Origin of the sequence: Agathobaculum sp., assembly GCF_034098985.1 — a bacterium.
In the GTDB taxonomy this organism is placed as follows: Bacteria; Bacillota; Clostridia; order Oscillospirales; family Butyricicoccaceae; genus Agathobaculum.
Genome location: NZ_JAXEOA010000030.1, coordinates 116,891 through 134,189, shown reverse-complemented (window position 1 = coordinate 134,189; position 17,299 = coordinate 116,891). Strand labels below are relative to the sequence as shown.

At 60.2% G+C, this 17,299-nt stretch carries 10 protein-coding genes; 9 read left to right on the top strand and 1 reads right to left on the bottom strand.

The features are described 5' to 3' along the window. Positions 1–84 precede the first annotated feature (84 nt). A complete protein-coding gene (locus SO058_RS10820; RefSeq protein ID WP_320843010.1) occupies positions 85–6,246 on the top strand; it encodes an S-layer homology domain-containing protein in 6,162 nt (2,053 codons plus the stop codon). A 419-nt stretch (positions 6,247–6,665) separates the two neighbouring features. On the opposite strand, the gene gdhA is transcribed toward SO058_RS10820, so the two are convergent. After that, on the bottom strand, positions 6,666–8,009 hold the full coding sequence (gene gdhA, locus SO058_RS10815; RefSeq protein ID WP_320843009.1) for an NADP-specific glutamate dehydrogenase: 1,344 nt from the start codon (positions 8,007–8,009) through the stop codon (positions 6,666–6,668). A gap of 225 nt (positions 8,010–8,234) precedes the next feature. On the opposite strand from gdhA, the gene SO058_RS10810 reads away from it, so the two are divergent. The 8 genes from SO058_RS10810 to SO058_RS10775 all read left to right on the top strand — a co-directional run bounded on the left by SO058_RS10810 (position 8,235) and on the right by SO058_RS10775 (position 17,294). Continuing rightward, positions 8,235–8,552 carry an MGMT family protein gene (locus SO058_RS10810; protein WP_320843008.1) on the top strand — a complete coding sequence of 106 codons (318 nt, stop codon included), beginning with the start codon at positions 8,235–8,237 and terminating at the stop codon, positions 8,550–8,552. Positions 8,553–8,804: 252 nt separating this feature from the next. Continuing rightward, on the top strand, positions 8,805–9,422 hold the full coding sequence (locus SO058_RS10805) for a MarR family winged helix-turn-helix transcriptional regulator (RefSeq protein WP_320843007.1): 618 nt from the start codon (positions 8,805–8,807) through the stop codon (positions 9,420–9,422). After that, a complete protein-coding gene (locus tag SO058_RS10800) occupies positions 9,316–10,995 on the top strand; it encodes an ABC transporter ATP-binding protein (protein WP_320843062.1) in 1,680 nt (559 codons plus the stop codon). Before SO058_RS10805 ends, SO058_RS10800 begins: the two co-directional genes overlap by 107 nt. Beyond that, positions 10,995–12,908 carry an ABC transporter ATP-binding protein gene (locus tag SO058_RS10795; protein ID WP_442872246.1) on the top strand — a complete coding sequence of 638 codons (1,914 nt, stop codon included), beginning with the start codon at positions 10,995–10,997 and terminating at the stop codon, positions 12,906–12,908. Before SO058_RS10800 ends, SO058_RS10795 begins: the two co-directional genes overlap by 1 nt. A gap of 303 nt (positions 12,909–13,211) precedes the next feature. After that, positions 13,212–14,405, top strand: a complete 1,194-nt coding sequence (locus SO058_RS10790; RefSeq protein ID WP_320843006.1) for an ABC transporter substrate-binding protein — start codon at positions 13,212–13,214, stop codon at positions 14,403–14,405. A gap of 172 nt (positions 14,406–14,577) precedes the next feature. Continuing rightward, the gene (locus SO058_RS10785; RefSeq protein ID WP_320843005.1) at positions 14,578–15,456 is read left to right on the top strand and encodes a branched-chain amino acid ABC transporter permease; all 879 of its coding nucleotides are present in this window, start codon (positions 14,578–14,580) and stop codon (positions 15,454–15,456) included. A 10-nt stretch (positions 15,457–15,466) separates the two neighbouring features. After that, positions 15,467–16,534, top strand: a complete 1,068-nt coding sequence (locus SO058_RS10780; protein WP_320843004.1) for a branched-chain amino acid ABC transporter permease — start codon at positions 15,467–15,469, stop codon at positions 16,532–16,534. Between the two features lies 1 nt (position 16,535). After that, the gene (locus SO058_RS10775; RefSeq protein WP_320843003.1) at positions 16,536–17,294 is read left to right on the top strand and encodes an ABC transporter ATP-binding protein; all 759 of its coding nucleotides are present in this window, start codon (positions 16,536–16,538) and stop codon (positions 17,292–17,294) included. The last annotated feature ends 5 nt before the right edge of the window (positions 17,295–17,299 follow it).

The following is a 17,299-nucleotide window of genomic DNA, read 5'->3' as shown; positions in this document are numbered from 1 at the left end:
TGGCGCTGGAGGCGGGTATCTGCCTATACCCAAAAAAATATAGGCCGAAACGGCTGTTTGAACCATAAAAAGGAGGACTGGAATATGAACGAACCGAAAAGACGAACGGGCCTGCGGCGGGGGCTTTCCCTGCTTTTGTCCCTGTGTATGCTCTTGAGCCTGCTGCCCACGGCGGCGCTGGCCACGGGCGGCGGCACTCCCACCCCCACGGTGGATGGCTATAATATCTACGCCAACGGCGTGCCGCTGGTTTTGGCGGCGGGCAGCACGGACACGAGCAAAACCGTCATTTACATCGACAATAATGACGACGGAGCGGTTGACAGCGGCGACACCATTTTCGACCCCGACGGGGACGGCGCCATGGTCGATAACGAAGTCGGTAACGACCTATCGTCTCACACCGTCTACGGCGGCGGCATCTCCGACCTCACCGGCGGCACCAAAATCACCATGCGGGGCGGCGCGGTGAGCGGTCTCTACGGCGGCGGCAACCGCGCGGCGGTGGGCAGCGCATCCGTCACCGTTGACGGCGGCTCTGTGGAAGAACTCTACGGCGGCGGCAGCAGCGGGGAGGTAACCGGCGCGGCCGCTGTGTCCGTCACCGGCGGCACGGTGAACATGCTCTACGGCGGCGGTGGCGATGGGGCGGTGGACAGCGCGTCCGTCACCGTTGACGGCGGCACGGTAATGATGCTCTACGGCGGCGGCTTAGGTGCGGCGGTGACCCATGCGGCCACCGTGTCCGTCACCGGCGGCGGGGTGGAGTGCATCAACGGCGGCGGCTTCCGCGACGGTACAGTGGGCGAGGGTTCCGCCGTCACCGTGGGCGGAGCTGCCGAAATCGGCAGCGTCAGTGGCATAGGCGTGAGCATCAACGGCGGCACGGAAAACGTCACAAACGGCGTGGACAGTTTTGCCATCGCCCCGGATTTGTCGTCAAACGCCAGCGTCTGGGTGCGGCTGCCCGAGGGTTACACCTCCGGCACCATCGCCACCGGCGCGGTGGCGGGCGACCTTGACCAGATTACGCTGTCCGGCACGGGCGCGCTGGGCAAGGAAGCCTATTTTGAAGATAACAGCATCAAGGTGCGGGGGGCCGCCCCCGCCCCCACGGTGGATGGCAATAATATCTACGCCAACGGCGTGGCGCTGATTATTGACGGCAGCAGCGAAACAAGCACCACCGTCTACGTGGATGTGGACAGAGACGGCGTGATCGACGTGGACACGGACAAGTCCCTCGCCGGCTTGGGCATCCAAGGCGCACCGGCGGACAACTCCGACCTGTCGGGCTACACCGTCTACGGCGGCGGAACGGCCACCCTCACCGGTGACACCAAAATCACCATGACCGGCGGCAAGGTGAACTACCTCTACGGCGGCGGCAACAACAGCGAGGTGACCGGCACGGCCGAGGTGACCGTCGCCGACGGCGAGGTGACCGGCGACGTCTGCGGCGGCGGCGCGGGGTCCGGGGCCGCCACCGGCGGCACCAAGGTCACCGTCACCGGCGGCACACTGATGTTCAACGTCTGCGGCGGCGGCGACGGAAACGGAGACACGGTAAACGGCAACATCTGCGTCACCATCACCGGCGGCACGGTAATGGGCTCCGTTTGCGGCGACAGCCGTGGCAGCACCACGGTGACCGGCGATGTCTCCGTCACCGTGAGCGGGACCGCCGATGTGGGTTTAGACGTCACTGGCGGCAGCGGAACGGTAAGCGGCAGCGTCGCCATCACCGTCACCGGCGGAACGGTGGACCGCAGCATTCGAGGCAAGACCGGCGGCGCGGCGCGCATCACCGTGGGCGGCAGCGTGAAGATCGGCCAATCCATCCTTGACAGCGATGGTGTTCCTCAGGATTCCGGCATCATCATCAACGGCGGCAGCGGCGTGGCGAGCTTCGCCATCAGCCCGAACTTAACCGGCGCAGCGGACAGTGTCTATGTCGTTCTGCCCTACGGCTACGACGTGGCGAACACCCCCACCATCGCCACCGGCGCGGTGGAGGCCGACCTCGCGAAAATCAAACTGGTCGGCGAAGGCGCGGCGGGCAACGAAGCCTTTTTTGAAAGCGGCGCAATCAAGGTGCGGGCCATTCCCGCCCCCGCCCCCGCACCCACGGTGGATGTCTCGCGCCAAAACATCTTTGCCAACGGCGGAGAAATCAAAATCGTGGCGGGCACCGGGGCAAATTGCACCAATGTTCTCTATGATATCAATAACGACGGCGAAATCGGCGATACCGAATACCTGAAAATCGGCGACGTTGCCCCCACCGCCGAGGGCTACGACCTGTCCAACTACTCCATCTACGGCGGCAACAATACCGCCATCACCGCCGACCCCAAGATCACCATGACAGGCGGCAATGTGAGATCCATTTACGGCGGCGGCTACAACACCAATGGAACCGTCACCGGCAGTCCCACCGTCACCGTCACCGGCGGCACGGTGAACATGCTCTACGGCGGCGGCAAATATGCCGTGGTTACCGGCAGTCCCACCGTCTCCGTCACCGGCGGCGAGGTCATCGGCGCGGTCTACGGCGGCGGCTACGGTGAGACCGTGAGCGGCACCGCTGTCACCATAAGCGGCTCGGCCGATGTGGGCACGGTCTACGGCGGCGGCCAACTTCAGGACGGCACAGTTACCGGCAACACAAGCGTCACCGTCACCGGCGGCGAGGTAGGCTGGCTCTACGGCGGCGGCGATTCGGCCGATGTCGGCGGCAATACAAGCATTTCCATCTCCGGCGGCAAGGTGATCCGCCCCTATGGCGGCGGCTACAACGGCAGCGTTACCGGCGAAGTCAGCGTCACCGTCACCGGCGGCAAGGTGAGCTGGCTCTACGGCGGCGGCTACGCTAACGCCGGCAGCAGTGTCCAAAACGCCACCGCCAATGTGGCCGGTGCCCAGATCACCGTCAGCGACTTGGCCGAGGTCAGTTACATCTACGGCGGCGGCGACGCCTACGCCTCCAGCATCATCGGTTCCGTAACCGCCACCGCCAACGTGACCGGCGCAGCGAAGGTCTCAATCACCGGCGGCAAGGTCACCGGCTATGTCTACGGCGGCGGTAACCCCTCCGCCGACGAAACGAGCAACGCCACTGCCACCGTGGGCGGGGGTTCCTCCCTCACCGTGGGCGGCGCGGCCCAAATCGGCAACCCCGACATGAACCTTGGTGTCGCCATCAACGGCGGCACGGAAGTTGTCACAAAGGGCGTGGCGAGCTTCATCATCGGCGAGGATTTGACGGGCAGCGTCTGCGTGAAACTGCCCGAGGGCTACAGCTTGACGGATAGCCCCATCGCCACCGAAGCGATAGAGGCAGACCTTGCGAGCATCAAGCTCGTCGGCAACGGCGCGGCGGGAGTGGGCGCGTATTTTGACACAAACGCCATCAAGCTGCGCCCGTCCATCGGCGGCACCATCACGGCCCAGACCACGAAAGCGCAGGCCGCAGCCATGCTGGGGAACAAGGCGAATGTCAGCGGCAACCCCGGGGAGCTTACCATAAAGCTCAATCAGAATATCGAGCTGACCCAAGCCTTGACCTTTGAAGGCGGCACCGGCTACACCCTCGACCTGCTGGGCAACACCCTGACGGCGGGAGCAATCTCCACCCAGCCGCCCGTCATCGTGAACGGCGATGCCAAGCTCACCGTCACCGACGCCAGCGGCACAGGCGGCGGCTCGATAATCGGCCGGGACGGCGACGTTGACAACCTCCCGACCCCCGCCATCAAAGTGGAAAGCGGCTCCCTGACCCTCAACGGCAACAAGCCCTTCACCCTCCGTGGCGGCAACGGCGCGGCGGCGGACGACGGCACGGGCGAGGGCGCAATTGGCGTCACAGGCGAGGCGAATACCACCGTCACCATCTCCGGCACGGGGGCCATCCTCGTCCAAGGCGGCGACGCGAACACGAGCAACACGAATGACGGCGGCGACGGCGTTTCCACGCGGGGCAGTCTCACCGTCACCAACCCCAACGCCACCCTGCAAGGCGGCAACGGCAGCGCGCAATGCGGCACCGGCAGCTATGTGGCCGGCAAGCTGACCGTGACGGCGGGCCGGTTTGTGGGCGGCAGTGGCACGGGCAGCGGCGGAAACGGTTGTCGCACGAATAATTCCGCAGAATCCTCCGTCACCGGCGGCGTGTTCCAAGGCGGCGCGGGGAGCAGTGAAAACGGCGCCGGATTGAAACTGTTCGGAACTGTCAAGGGCGACCTCTCCGGCCTCACCTGCACCGGCGGCACGGGCAGCGGCGCATACGGCGACGGCCTCGAACTATTCCTTGCGGAACAAGCCTCCGCCGTCATCGAAAGCGGAACCTTCGCAGGCGAGTATGGCATGTCAGTAGCGGGAATCTGTACGGTCAAGGGCGGCACGTTTACCGGCGACACATCCGGCCTGTGCGTATACGGCGGCCAACTGACCGTCACCGGCGGCACGTTCATCGGCGGCGAATACGGCCTCCAATACGAGTATGGCAATATCCAGCTCTCCGGCGGCACCTTCACCGGCGACGGGGAGAACGCCTACGCGGTGTACAAATTAGATGGCACGGCGGAGGAGCTGCTGGCCCCCAACCACGCCTATTTCGGTGCGGACGGCAATCCAATCACCACAGGGCTGGCCGGTGACAAGCTGGGCCAGAACGCCACCCTCCGCGTGGCGGCCGAAACCGCCCAGCCGGAGAAGCTCTACGGCATCTCCGGCACGGTGACGGACAAGGGCGACAGCAACAAGCCTGTTCCGAGCGCCACCGTGACCCTCCGGCAGGGCGCGAACACCCTGCGCACCGTCACCACGGACAGCCACGGCGAATACAGCTTCGCGGGCATCGCGGCGGGCCTTTACAACGTGGCCGCCGCAAAGGACGGCAAGACCAAGACCATTCTGGTGGAACTGGTAGACGCTGACGCCACGGAACAGAATATCGCGCTGCCCGCCGACAATAAGAGCAGCGTGGTGGAAGTCACGAACGGCGCCCCGCCCGTGGTGGCCGGCGGCGTGGAGGCCGTGGCCGAGGCGCAGCTGGACGGCGGCACGGTGGTGGTTACCCTCGTGGTGCAGCCGGAGACGAACAGCGAGGACAAGGACAAGATCGACGGCGCGGCCGACGGCCAGACCGTGGGGCTGTACCTCGACCTGTCCCTGCTGAAGAAGGTGGACACCAACGAACCGACCGCCATCAACGACACCGGCGATAAGGTGCTGGAAGTGGTGGTGCCCTACGACCTGGCGGGCAAGAAGAATGTTACCATCTACCGCGTCCATGACGGGCAGGCGAAAGCCCTGACCCAAGATGACAGCGGGGACGACGGCACCTATCGGCTCGACACGGCGAAAAACCGCATCCACATCTTCGCCAGCAAATTCTCCACCTACGCCGTGGCCTACGTCACCCCCGCCGCGCCCTCCACAGGCGGCTCGACCACCTATTACACCCTGACCGCCACGGCGGGCGAGGGCGGCAAACTCGACCCCAGCGGCGCGGTGCGGGTCAGCCGGAACGGCGGCAAGACCTTCACCATCACCCCCAACAAGGGCTACGAGATCGCCGACGTGCTGGTGGACGGCAAGAGCGTGGGCGCAGTGGAAACCTACACCTTTGAACAGGTGACGAAAAACCACACCATCGCCGCCAGTTTCCGCCCCGAGGGCCATTGGAATCCGTTTACGGACGTGGCGGACGGCGCGTGGTACTACAACAGCGTGAAGTACGTCTACGAAAACGGCCTGATGGTGGGTACGGCCGGCGACAAATTCAGCCCCGGCGCGGACACCAGCCGCGGCATGATCGTCACCATCCTGCACCGATTGGAGAACGAGCCGGAAAGCAAGGCGGAGATGGCCTTTGCGGACGTTGCGGCGGGCAGTTACTGCTATGACGCCGTACTCTGGGCGGCGGAGCAGGGGATCGTCAAGGGCTACGGAAACGGCAATTTCGGCCCCAATGACCCCATCACCCGGCAGGAGCTGGCGGCAATCCTCTGGCGCTACGCGCAGTATAAGGGCATGGACGTGAGCGTGGGCGAAAATACCAACATCCTATCCTACACCGACATCGGCGAGGCCGGAGAGTGGGCCATCCCCGCCCTCCAGTGGGCCTGCGGCGCGGGCCTGATAAACGGCAAGGGCGGCGGCGTCCTCGACCCCACCGGCCACGCTACCAGAGCGGAGGCGGCGGCCATGCTCCAACGGTTTGTCTCCCCTGCTGCGAACTAAACGGGCGCAGCGCAAAAAGATACATGTCAAGACAAACGACCCACGGCGGGGCGGTAGAGATACCGCCCCGCTTTTTCTTACCCGAAACTGCAAAAAACGGAAAATGCGTTCCGCCGTGAGATGTATTTTGCGATTATCGGGATGATTGCGGCGGAACTAAACGCTGCTTGCGCCGGTCATGCTCCGGGAACTGGTGGAAAAGCCATTGTCCATGCACCTGACAAATCCAGCGGCCACCGCGTCCAGCGTATCGATGATCATTATTACAAAATCGGGGAAATCGACCTGTCGCCAGAATACGCCAAAAAAAACAACCGCATGACACTTTCGTATCATGCGGTTGCACGCCGACTTTCAATACTTCTTTATCAGGGTTGCCCATTGGGGCGCCTGCCTTTGCTTTGGGTTGCTATTTTAAATCAAACGATGCCCTGCGCCATCATCGCGTCGGCGATTTTGTTGAAGCCGCCGATATTGGCGCCCATCACGAGATCGTCCTTGTGGCCGAACTGCTCGGCCGAATCGATGCAGCACTTGAAGATGTTCTTCATAATGCCGTGCAAGCGCTCGTCAACCTCCTCGAACGTCCAGGAGAGGCGCAGCGAGTTCTGGCTCATTTCAAGACCAGAGGTGGCGACGCCGCCGGCGTTTGCGGCCTTGGCAGGACCGAAGAATACGCCGCCCTGCTGGAACGCGATGACCGCTTCCGGCGTGGAGGGCATGTTCGCGCCCTCGGCGACAAATTTGCAGCCGTTTGCGATCAGCGTCTTCGCGGCGGCCTCGTCCAGTTCGTTCTGGGTCGCGCAGGGAAGCGCGATGTCGCACTTGACACTCCACGGCTTTTCACCCGCGGTAAATGTGCTGCCCGGCACGCGGTCGGCGTATTCCTTGATGCGGCCGCGCTTGACTTCCTTGATATCCTTGACGATATCGAGCTGGATGCCGTTGGGATCGAAAATGAAGCCGGAGGAATCCGACATGGTGACAACCTTGGCGCCGAGCTGTGTGGCCTTTTCGCAGGCGTAGATCGCAACGTTGCCGCTGCCCGAGACCGCGACTGTTTTACCCTCAAATGAGGTGCCCTTATATGCGAGCATTTCTTTCATATAATAGCACAAGCCGTAGCCGGTTGCCTCGGTGCGGGCGAGCGAGCCGCCGAACGTCAGTCCCTTGCCGGTCAATACGCCGGTGAACTCGTTTTGCAGGCGCTTGTACTGGCCGTACATATAGCCGACCTCGCGGCCGCCAACGCCGATATCGCCGGCCGGAACATCGGTGAACTGGCCGATATGCTTGGACAGCTCGGTGATGAACGACTGACAGAAACGCATGACCTCGTGATCGGATTTGCCCTTGGGGTCAAAGTCCGCGCCGCCCTTGCCGCCGCCCATAGGCAGTCCGGTTAGGCTGTTTTTAAAGCACTGCTCGAAGCCGAGGAATTTGACGACAGACGCGCAGACGGACGGATGGAAACGCAATCCACCCTTATAGGGGCCGATGGCCGAGTTAAACTGCACGCGGTAGCCGCGGTTGACCTGGATCTTGCCGTTGTCGTCGACCCACGGGACACGGAATGTGATCATACGCTCAGGCTCGACGAGACGCTCCATAATGCCGCAGGACTCCAGCTCGGGGCGCTGCTCGATCACCGGCTGTAGGCTCTCGAGAACCTCGAAAACGGCCTGCTGGAACTCGGGCTCGTTCGGGTTGCGCTTTTCTACGGTCTCATAGATGCGCTTGAGATAGCTGTTGGTCAATGCCATGGTTTATTTTCCTCCTTGCGTTTCTACGGCTTTCTCTTGCGATACGCAAGAAAAAGTGCGGAAATACTTACATACCGATAAAAGGTGCCCTATTATTATATAGCATTATACACAGGCGTGCAACAATTTAACGTGTAAAAATAGACGTTTTTTTCCTGTCGAAAAGGCTTGGAAATCGGCATTTTGACATGTATAATAAAATCGAACAGTGTAAGGAGCATAAAAATGGAAAACTCTTACCAGAAGATATATGGGGTCGTCCGGCGTATTCCGCGCGGCTTGGTAGCTACCTATGGGCAGGTCGCCGCGCTTGCCGGAAACCCGCGTTGGTCGCGCGTGGTGGGCTATGCGCTGCACGTCAATCCAGACCCGGAGGGGATTCCGTGTTACCGGGTGGTCGACCGCGAAGGGCGTACCTCTAAAGCCTTTGCATTTGGCGGGTCAGATATGCAGCGCGCCATGCTGGAGGCAGACGGAATTGTCTTTACGCTTGACGGTCGGGTCGATTTGACCAGATACCAATGGGATGGGATATCCATATAATCAAGAGAAAAAGGCGCGGACCGGATAAACCGGTCCGCGCCTTTTGGAATAGGAAAGAGTATTGTCTGTAAAACCATGCTGTGCACGAGCACGCATTTATTATAGCGCGGAGGGAACGATAAAACAATTGGCAATTCCGGTCGAAGCATTGATAATTTCGCGCGTCTGTGAACATTTTGTGAAAACGATTGACAAAACCGGGAAAAGGCGTATACTATGTTAGCATACTAACAGTAAGGAGGCTAACAGATTGTGAAAAATCGAATCGGTGCGGAACTGGGCATGCTCAACAATCTGCTCAAACGGCAGATGGCCTGCATGATGGCCGGCTCGGATGTCGATTGCATCACGGGCATGCAGAGCATGGTGCTGCACTATCTGATCCAGAGCGAGGGGCAGGGAGACCGGTTTCAGCGCGATATCGAAACACAGTTTGCCATGCGCCGCTCGACCGCGACCGGCATCTTGCAGCTCATGGAGCAGCACGGGTTGCTTTACCGCGAGCAGACAGCGCACGACGCGCGGCTCAAGCGCCTTGTGCTGACCGAAAAAGCGCGCGCACTGAACGCGGAAATACACAAGGGGCTTGAAAAAACCGAGGCGCTTATGCGGGAAGGCGTGAGCGAAGCGGAGATAGCCACATGGTTTGCCGTGTGCGGCAAGATTCGGGAGAATCTGGAACGATACCAACGCAAGACTTCGGAGGAGACAGAATATGATCAAACAACTGGCGAAACGAGTGCGCGAGTTCAAGAAGGACGCGCTGCTCACCCCGTTTTTCGTGATTTTGGAGGTCGTGATGGAGGTCGTCATCCCAACGGTGATGGCCCTGCTGATCGACCGCGGCATCGACGGGGGCGATCTCGGTGAGATCTGGAAATATGGCCTGATCCTGGTCGGCTGCGCCATGCTCGCGCTGGTGTTCGGCGCGCTGGCGGGTACCTATGCGTCGCGCGCCTCGGCGGGTTTTGCGCGGAACCTGCGGCATGATATGTATTATAAGGTGCAGGATTTTTCGTTTTCTAATATCGATAAATTTTCCACAGGCTCGATCGTTACCCGCTTGACGACTGATGTGACCAACGTCCAAAATTCTTTTCAGATGATCACGCGTATCGCGGTGCGCTGCCCGGTCATGCTGGTGTTCTCGCTCGTGATGGCGTTCCGCATCAACGGGCAGGTTGCGTGGGTGTTTCTGGGCGTGCTGCCCGTGCTGGCAATCGGCCTCGGAATTTTAATGAAGATCGTCAGCCCCGTGTTCGCCCGCGTGTTCAAAACCTACGACCGCATGAACACGGTCGTGCAGGAAAACCTGAGCGGCATCCGCGTGGTCAAGGCGTATGTGCGCGAAGAGCATGAAACGGAAAAGTTCAAGGGTGTTTCCGGCCTGCTCTATAAGGAATTTTCCAAGGCGCAGAAAACCATGGCCTGCGCCATGCCGCTCATGCAGCTGTGCATGTATGCGTGCATCCTGCTGATTTCGTGGTTCGGCGCGCGCCTGATCGTCGGCGGCAGCATGACGACCGGCGAACTGACCAGTCTGTTTTCCTATGTTATGCAGATCCTTATGAGCCTGATGATGGTCGCGATGGTTTTCGTAATGATCACGATGAGCCGCGCGTCCGCGCAGCGCATCAGCGAACTGCTCACCGAAGAGAGCGACCTGCACGATCCGGAGAAGCCGGTCTATGAGGTCAAGAACGGCGATGTGTCGTTTGAACGCGTCAGCTTCAGCTATAAGGGAGACCATAAAAAGTTTGCACTGCGCGATGTCAATCTGGATATCAAGGCCGGGCAGACGGTCGGCATACTGGGCGGCACCGGCTCGGCGAAATCATCACTTGTGCAGCTTATCCCACGCCTATACGACGTGACCGAGGGCAGCGTCAAGGTGGGCGGCGTTGACGTGCGCGCCTATCACCTGGATACGCTGCGCAGCGAGGTTGCAATGGTGCTGCAAAAGAACGTACTGTTTTCAGGCACCATCAAAGAAAACCTGCGCTGGGGCGATGAGAGCGCTTCGGACGAGGAGCTTCGCCGTGTGTGCAAACTGGCGCAGGCCGACGAGTTCATCTCCCAGATGCCCGATGGGTACGACACGCATATCGAGCAGGGCGGCACCAATGTGTCCGGCGGCCAGAAGCAGCGCCTGTGCATCGCCCGCGCGCTGCTGAAAAAGCCTAAAATACTGATTCTGGACGACTCGACCTCGGCGGTTGACACCAAGACCGACGCGCTGATCCGGAAAGCGTTCGCGGAGGAGATTCCGGACACAACCAAAATCATCATCGCGCAGCGCGTGTCGTCCGTGCAGGACGCAGACCAGATCATCGTGATGGACAATGGTCAGATTAACGCGGTCGGCACGCATGACGAGCTTCTCGCTTCAAACACCATTTATCAGGAAGTATATCGCCAGCAGCAGAAAGGAGGCGAGGAATAATGCCGGGACCCATGGGAGGCCGCCGCGGCCGGATGGCCGGAGGCAGGAAAGCGAAAAGCCCGAAAAAGACGCTTTCGCGCATTCTTTCTTATATTAAAACAGGATACAGCGCAAAATTCTTCGCCGTGCTGGTCTGCATCGTGCTTTCCGCGCTGGCAAACGTCGGCGGCTCGATGTTCCTGCGCGTGCTGATCGACGATTATATCACGCCGCTGCTTGGACAGGCGAGCCCGGTGTTCAGCGGCCTGCTAAAAGCGCTTGGCATGATGGCATGTGTCTATGTGGTCGGCATTTTGTCGACGTTCTTGTATAACCGCCTGATGGTTTCGATCTCGCAGGGCGTTTTGAAGACCATCCGCGACCAGATGTTCGCGCATATGCAGACGCTGCCCATCCGCTATTTTGATACCAACACGCACGGCGACGTGATGAGCCATTACACCAATGATACCGATACCCTGCAGCAGATGCTCAGCCAATCGGTGCCGCAGATGTTTTCTTCGGCCATCACGATCATCGCAGTGCTTGCCGCCATGCTGTTCACCAACGTGTGGCTGACGCTGTTCGTCCTCGTGGGCGTGTTGGTCATGCTGCGGGTGACTGGTAAGATCGGCGGCAATTCCGCTAAATTCTTTTTGGAACAGCAGAAGTCGCTCGGCAAGGTCAACGGCTATATTGAAGAAATGATCGGCGGGCAGAAAGTCGTCAAGGTGTTCTGCCGCGAGGAGAAATGCAAGGAGCAGTTCGACGTGCTCAATGAGGAGCTGCGCCAGAATGCGACCAAGGCGAACACCTTCGCCAACATCCTCATGCCGATCATGATGAACATCGGCAACCTTTTATATGTGCTGGTTGCCGTGGTCGGCGGTACGCTGGCGCTGACCGGCGTTTCGGGCGGCATCACGCTCGGCGTGATCGCCTCATTTCTCCAACTCACCAAGACATTCACCCAGCCGGTCAGCCAGATCTCGCAGCAGGTAAACTCGATCGTCATGGCGCTGGCGGGCGCGGAGCGCATCTTCGAGCTGATGGATGAGGAACCGGAGGTGGACGACGGTTACGTCACGTTGGTCAACGCCCGCGTGAATGCCGACGGCAGCCTATATGAAACGCCGGAGAAGACCAACGTCTGGGCGTGGAAGCATCCGCATGAGGACGGTACGGTCACCTATGAAAAGGTGCGCGGCGACGTGCGCTTTTACGACGTCGACTTCGGCTACAACCCTGATAAAATCGTGCTGCATGATATCACGCTGTACGCCGAGCCCGGCCAGAAGGTTGCGTTTGTCGGCGCAACGGGCGCGGGCAAAACAACGATCACCAACCTGATTAACCGCTTTTACGACCTGGCCGACGGCAAGATCCGTTACGACGGCATCAATATCAATAAAATCAAAAAGGCTGATCTGCGGCGCTCGCTCGGCATCGTTTTGCAGGATACCAACCTGTTCACGGGTACGATCCGCGACAATATACGCTATGGCAACCTGTCCGCGACTGACGAGGAGGTCGAAGCGGCCGCGTCGCTTGCGAACGCGGACGACTTCATCCGCCGCCTGCCCGACGGGTACGACACCGAGATCGGCGGCGACGGCGGCAGTCTTTCGCAGGGGCAGCGGCAGCTATTGTCTATCGCCCGCGCGGCAGTGGCCGATCCGCCGGTCATGATCCTCGACGAAGCGACGAGCAGCATCGACACGCGCACAGAGTCGATCGTGCAGCAGGGAATGGACGGCCTGATGTACGGACGCACGGTGTTCGTCATTGCGCACCGCCTGAGTACCGTGCAGAATGCCGACGTGATCATGGTGCTCGAGCTTGGCCGCATCATTGAGCGCGGCAATCACGCTGAGCTCATCGCGGAGCACGGCAAATACTATCAGCTCTATACCGGCGCGTTCGAACTGGAATGAGCGCTAAAAAGGCTCCCCGAACGGGGAGCTTTTCCTTTTATGCAGGAACAGCTGCTTTTTGCATAGACGTGGACAAATGACTGCATGATTCCTTGCAACGCGGACAAGTGTTTTCGGTAAGAACACACAAAATTGTAGGGTTTGTCTAAAAGATAATCGGTAGATTGCCTGAATTTGCTCAAAAGAAGAAAAAAATCCTACAAAAATGGCGGAACAGGAGTATAATAAGAAAATAATCCGGGACCTCAGAAAAATGCAAGTTTCAGGGGCGGGGAGATTATTTCGCAAAAGGAGAAGATCATCATGAAAAAGACACTGAGCATGCTGCTTGCCGGTGCGATGCTGGCTGCCACGCTGGCCGGCTGCGGCAACGACGGCGGCGCAAAGGATCCCGGCGCCGAGGGCGGCGGCGCGGACAGCGGTAATACGGCGTCCGGCGCGGCATTCAAGATTGGCGGCACCGGCCCGCTGACCGGCGGCAACGCGATTTACGGCAACGCGGCGAAAACCGGCGCGGAGATCGCGGTCAAGGAGATCAACGCGGCCGGCGGCGATATCCAGTTTGAACTGAACTACCAGGATGACGAGAGCGACGCGGAAAAGGCGGAGAACGCCTACAACCAGCTCAAGGACTGGGGTCTTCAGCTTTCGCTGGGCGCAGTTACCTCCAAGCCGGGCGAGGCTACCTCGACCCTGCACTTTGAGGACCGCATCTTCGCGCTGACCCCGTCCGCTTCGGCTCCGGCAGTTACCCAGGGCAAGGATAACGTGTTCCAGATGTGCTTCATCGATCCCGCGCAGGGCGAGCTGGCGGCGCGCAGCATTGCGGAGAAGAAGCTCGGCACCAAGATTGCCGTCATTTACAAGAACGACGACGTCTACTCGACCGGCATCTACGAGACCTTCAAGGCTAAGGCCGCCGAGCTCGGCCTCGACGTGGTAAGCGAGACCACGTTCACCGAATCGAGCAAGACCGACTTTTCCGTGCAGATTCAGGACGCGCAGTCCAAGGGCGCGGACCTGCTCTTCCTGCCGATGTACTACGACGCGGCTTCGCTTATTTTGCAGCAGTGCAACACCGCGGGGTATAAGCCCACGTTCTTCGGCGTGGACGGCATGGACGGCATCCTGACACTCGAGGGCTTCGACACCAGCCTTGCCGAGGGCGTTATGCTGCTGACCCCGTTTAACGCCAACTCGGACGACGAGCGCGTTAAGAGTTTTGTCGAGCAGTACCAGGCGGCGGCGGGCGAGCTGCCCAACCAGTTTGCGGCCGACGGCTACGACTGCGTCTATGCTTACAAGCAGGCGCTCGAGGCCGCAAAGGCCACGCCCGATATGCCGGCTTCCGAGCTGTGCGACCTGATGATCGAGCAGTTCACCACCATGACGTTCGACGGCCTGACCGGCACCGGCGCAACATGGAGCGCGGAAGGCGCGGTATCCAAGGACCCGATCGTTGTCGTGATCAAGGACGGCGCCTACGTGACCATGTAAAGCACGCGGAAAACCAACACGGATAAAGGCAAAGGAGGCGCCGTTTTCAACCAGACGGCCCTCCTTTGCGCTTTTTTCAATATGGCGCGGGGCGACGGCTTGTTTTGCGCGAGCCTCCGCCCCACTCCATATTGCGGGGATTGAGAAACAACAGATTTGTGAGGTGTAAAGCATGACCTTTCTTTCCTATCTGATCAGCGGCGTCAGCCTGGGAAGCGTGTATGCGATCATAGCGCTTGGCTATACCATGGTGTACGGCATCGCCAAGATGCTGAACTTCGCCCACGGCGATGTAATCATGGTCGGCGCGTACATATCCTTCTGCGCGACCGCGTACTGGGGGATGCCCACGTGGATGAGCATCGTCGCGGCGGCTGTAGTCTGCACGGTGCTGGGCGTGGTGATCGAGCGGCTGGCGTACAAACCGCTGCGGCAGGCGGCCTCGCTCGCCGTGCTGATCACGGCCATCGGCGTTTCCTACTTTTTGCAGAACGCGGCGCTGCTGATCTGGTCGCCCAACCCGAAAAGCTTCACGCCGGTCGCCAGCGGCTCGGTGCCGCTGTTCGGCGGTCAGCTTTCGGTTTCGTGGATCACGATTTGGACGGTTGCGGCGTGCGCCATTATTATGATCGCGCTGACGCTGTTCACCGGCAAGACCAAAATGGGCACGGCCATGCGCGCGGTCTCGGAGGACAAGGGTGCAGCGCAGCTCATGGGCATCAACGTCAATACGACCATCTCGGTCACGTTCGCCATCGGCTCGGGCCTTGCAGCCATCGCGGGCGTGCTGCTGTGCTCGGCCTATCCGCAGCTCATGCCGACCACGGGCGCGATGCCTGGCATTAAGGCGTTTACCGCGGCAGTGTTCGGCGGCATCGGTTCGATCCCGGGCGCGATGCTGGGCGGCATTTTGCTGGGCGTGATCGAAATTTTTGCCAAAGCCTATATTTCTACCCAGCTCTCGGACGCTATCGTGTTCGCAGTGCTGATCGTCGTGCTACTGGTAAAGCCGGACGGCCTGCTGGGCAAGCGCAAAAGCGAGAAAGTGTGAGGTGGGCAGAATGAAAAAGAGGACTCTCAGCAAGCATACGCGCGATAGCCTGATTTCCTATGGCATCGTCCTGGTGTTTTTCGCCGTCGTGCAGGCCATGATCTCAACCGGCGGCATAAGCAGCGCTTTTAAGGGACAGCTCGTGCCGATCTGCGCGTACATCGTCATGGCGGTCTCGCTCAACCTGACCGTTGGTATTCTGGGCGAATTATCGCTCGGGCACGCCGGGTTTATGTCAGTGGGCGCGTTTTCGGGCGTGGTCGCGGCGACCAGCCTCAGCGGCGCCATCCCGTTTGCGCCGCTGCGCCTTGCGGTCGCCATGCTGATCGGCGGCGTGTGCGCAGGGCTGGCGGGCGTGATCGTCGGCGTGCCGGTTTTGCGCCTCAAAGGGGACTATCTTGCAATCGTCACGTTGGCGTTCGGGGAGATCATCCGCAATCTGGTAAACGTTCTGTACATTGGCATGGACGCGTCCGGCCTGCATTTCAGCATGCTCGAGCAGCGCTTCACGCTCGGCGAGGGCGGAAAAATGCTCATCAACGGGCCGATGGGCGTGTCGGGCAATGTGAAAATGTCGAGCTTTATTTCGGGTATCGTGCTGATTCTGGTCACGCTGTTCGTCATTATGAACCTGATCGGCAGCCGTTCGGGCCGTGCGATCATGGCCGTGCGCGACAACCGCATCGCGGCTGAGTCGGTAGGTGTTTCGGTGACGCGGTATAAGCTGCTCGCGTTTGTGGTGTCCGCGGTGTTCGCGGGCATGGCGGGCACGCTGTTTGCGATGAACTATTCAACCGTCGTCGCGTCCAAATTTGATTTTAACACCTCGATTTTAATCCTGGTATTCGTCGTTTTGGGCGGACTGGGCAACATCTGGGGTTCGATCGTCGCTGCGGCGCTGCTGACCGTGCTGCCCGAGCTGTTGCGCGCGGTTAACGATTACCGTATGCTGCTGTACGCCATCCTGCTGATTTTGATGATGCTGTTTAACAACTCGGGTATCAAGCAGCGCATGATGGAAAAGCGCGGCCTGCGGCAGATGCAGAAACTCGAACGTTCGGAAAAGGGGGGCGCGTGATATGGCAATGCTGGAAGTGACCGAACTGGGCATTTCGTTTGGCGGCCTGCGTGCCGTGGACGAACTGAACATGAAAATTGAAGCGGGCGGTCTGGTCGGCCTGATCGGCCCGAACGGCGCGGGCAAGACGACCGTCTTCAATATGCTGACCGGCGTATACCGCCCGACAGACGGCGGCATTCGTCTGGACGGCCAAAACCTGATCGGCAAAAAGCCGAACGAAATTTCGCGCATGGGCGTTGCGCGCACGTTCCAGAATATCCGCCTGTTCCAGCAGCTCTCGGTGCTGGACAACGTCAAGGTCGGTCTGCATAACCAGGTCACCTATTCGCTTGCGGAAAGCCTGTTCCATCTGGGGTCTTACCGCAAAAAGGAACGCGCGATGGACGAAAAAGCGATCGAGATCCTGTCGGTCTTCGATCTGGACGGCATGGCCTCCTATCAGGCGGCCAACCTGCCGTACGGCAAGCAGCGCAAGCTGGAGATCGCCCGCGCGCTTGCGACCGAACCTAAGCTGCTGCTGCTTGACGAGCCGGCGGCGGGCATGAACCCGAACGAGACCGCCGAGCTGATGGAGACCATCCAGACTGTGCGCAAGAAATTCGGCGTGACCATCCTGCTCATCGAGCACGACATGAAGCTGGTGTCCGGCATCTGCGAATACCTATATGTTCTGAACTTCGGCCGTGAGCTTGCACAGGGTACGCCGGCCGAGGTGCTGAAAAACCCCGAGGTCGTCACGGCCTATCTCGGCGAATAAAGGAG

What these genes read in the sequence shown, in the direction of transcription:
- SO058_RS10820 (WP_320843010.1), top strand. Translation starts at nt 85, where the DNA reads ATGAACGAACCGAAAAGACGAACGGGCCTGCGGCGGGGGCTTTCCCTG.
- gdhA (WP_320843009.1), bottom strand. Translation starts at nt 8,009, where the DNA reads ATGGCATTGACCAACAGCTATCTCAAGCGCATCTATGAGACCGTAGAA.
- SO058_RS10810 (WP_320843008.1), top strand. Translation starts at nt 8,235, where the DNA reads ATGGAAAACTCTTACCAGAAGATATATGGGGTCGTCCGGCGTATTCCG.
- SO058_RS10795 (WP_442872246.1), top strand. Translation starts at nt 10,995, where the DNA reads ATGCCGGGACCCATGGGAGGCCGCCGCGGCCGGATGGCCGGAGGCAGG.
- SO058_RS10790 (WP_320843006.1), top strand. Translation starts at nt 13,212, where the DNA reads ATGAAAAAGACACTGAGCATGCTGCTTGCCGGTGCGATGCTGGCTGCC.
- SO058_RS10785 (WP_320843005.1), top strand. Translation starts at nt 14,578, where the DNA reads ATGACCTTTCTTTCCTATCTGATCAGCGGCGTCAGCCTGGGAAGCGTG.
- SO058_RS10780 (WP_320843004.1), top strand. Translation starts at nt 15,467, where the DNA reads ATGAAAAAGAGGACTCTCAGCAAGCATACGCGCGATAGCCTGATTTCC.
- SO058_RS10775 (WP_320843003.1), top strand. Translation starts at nt 16,536, where the DNA reads ATGGCAATGCTGGAAGTGACCGAACTGGGCATTTCGTTTGGCGGCCTG.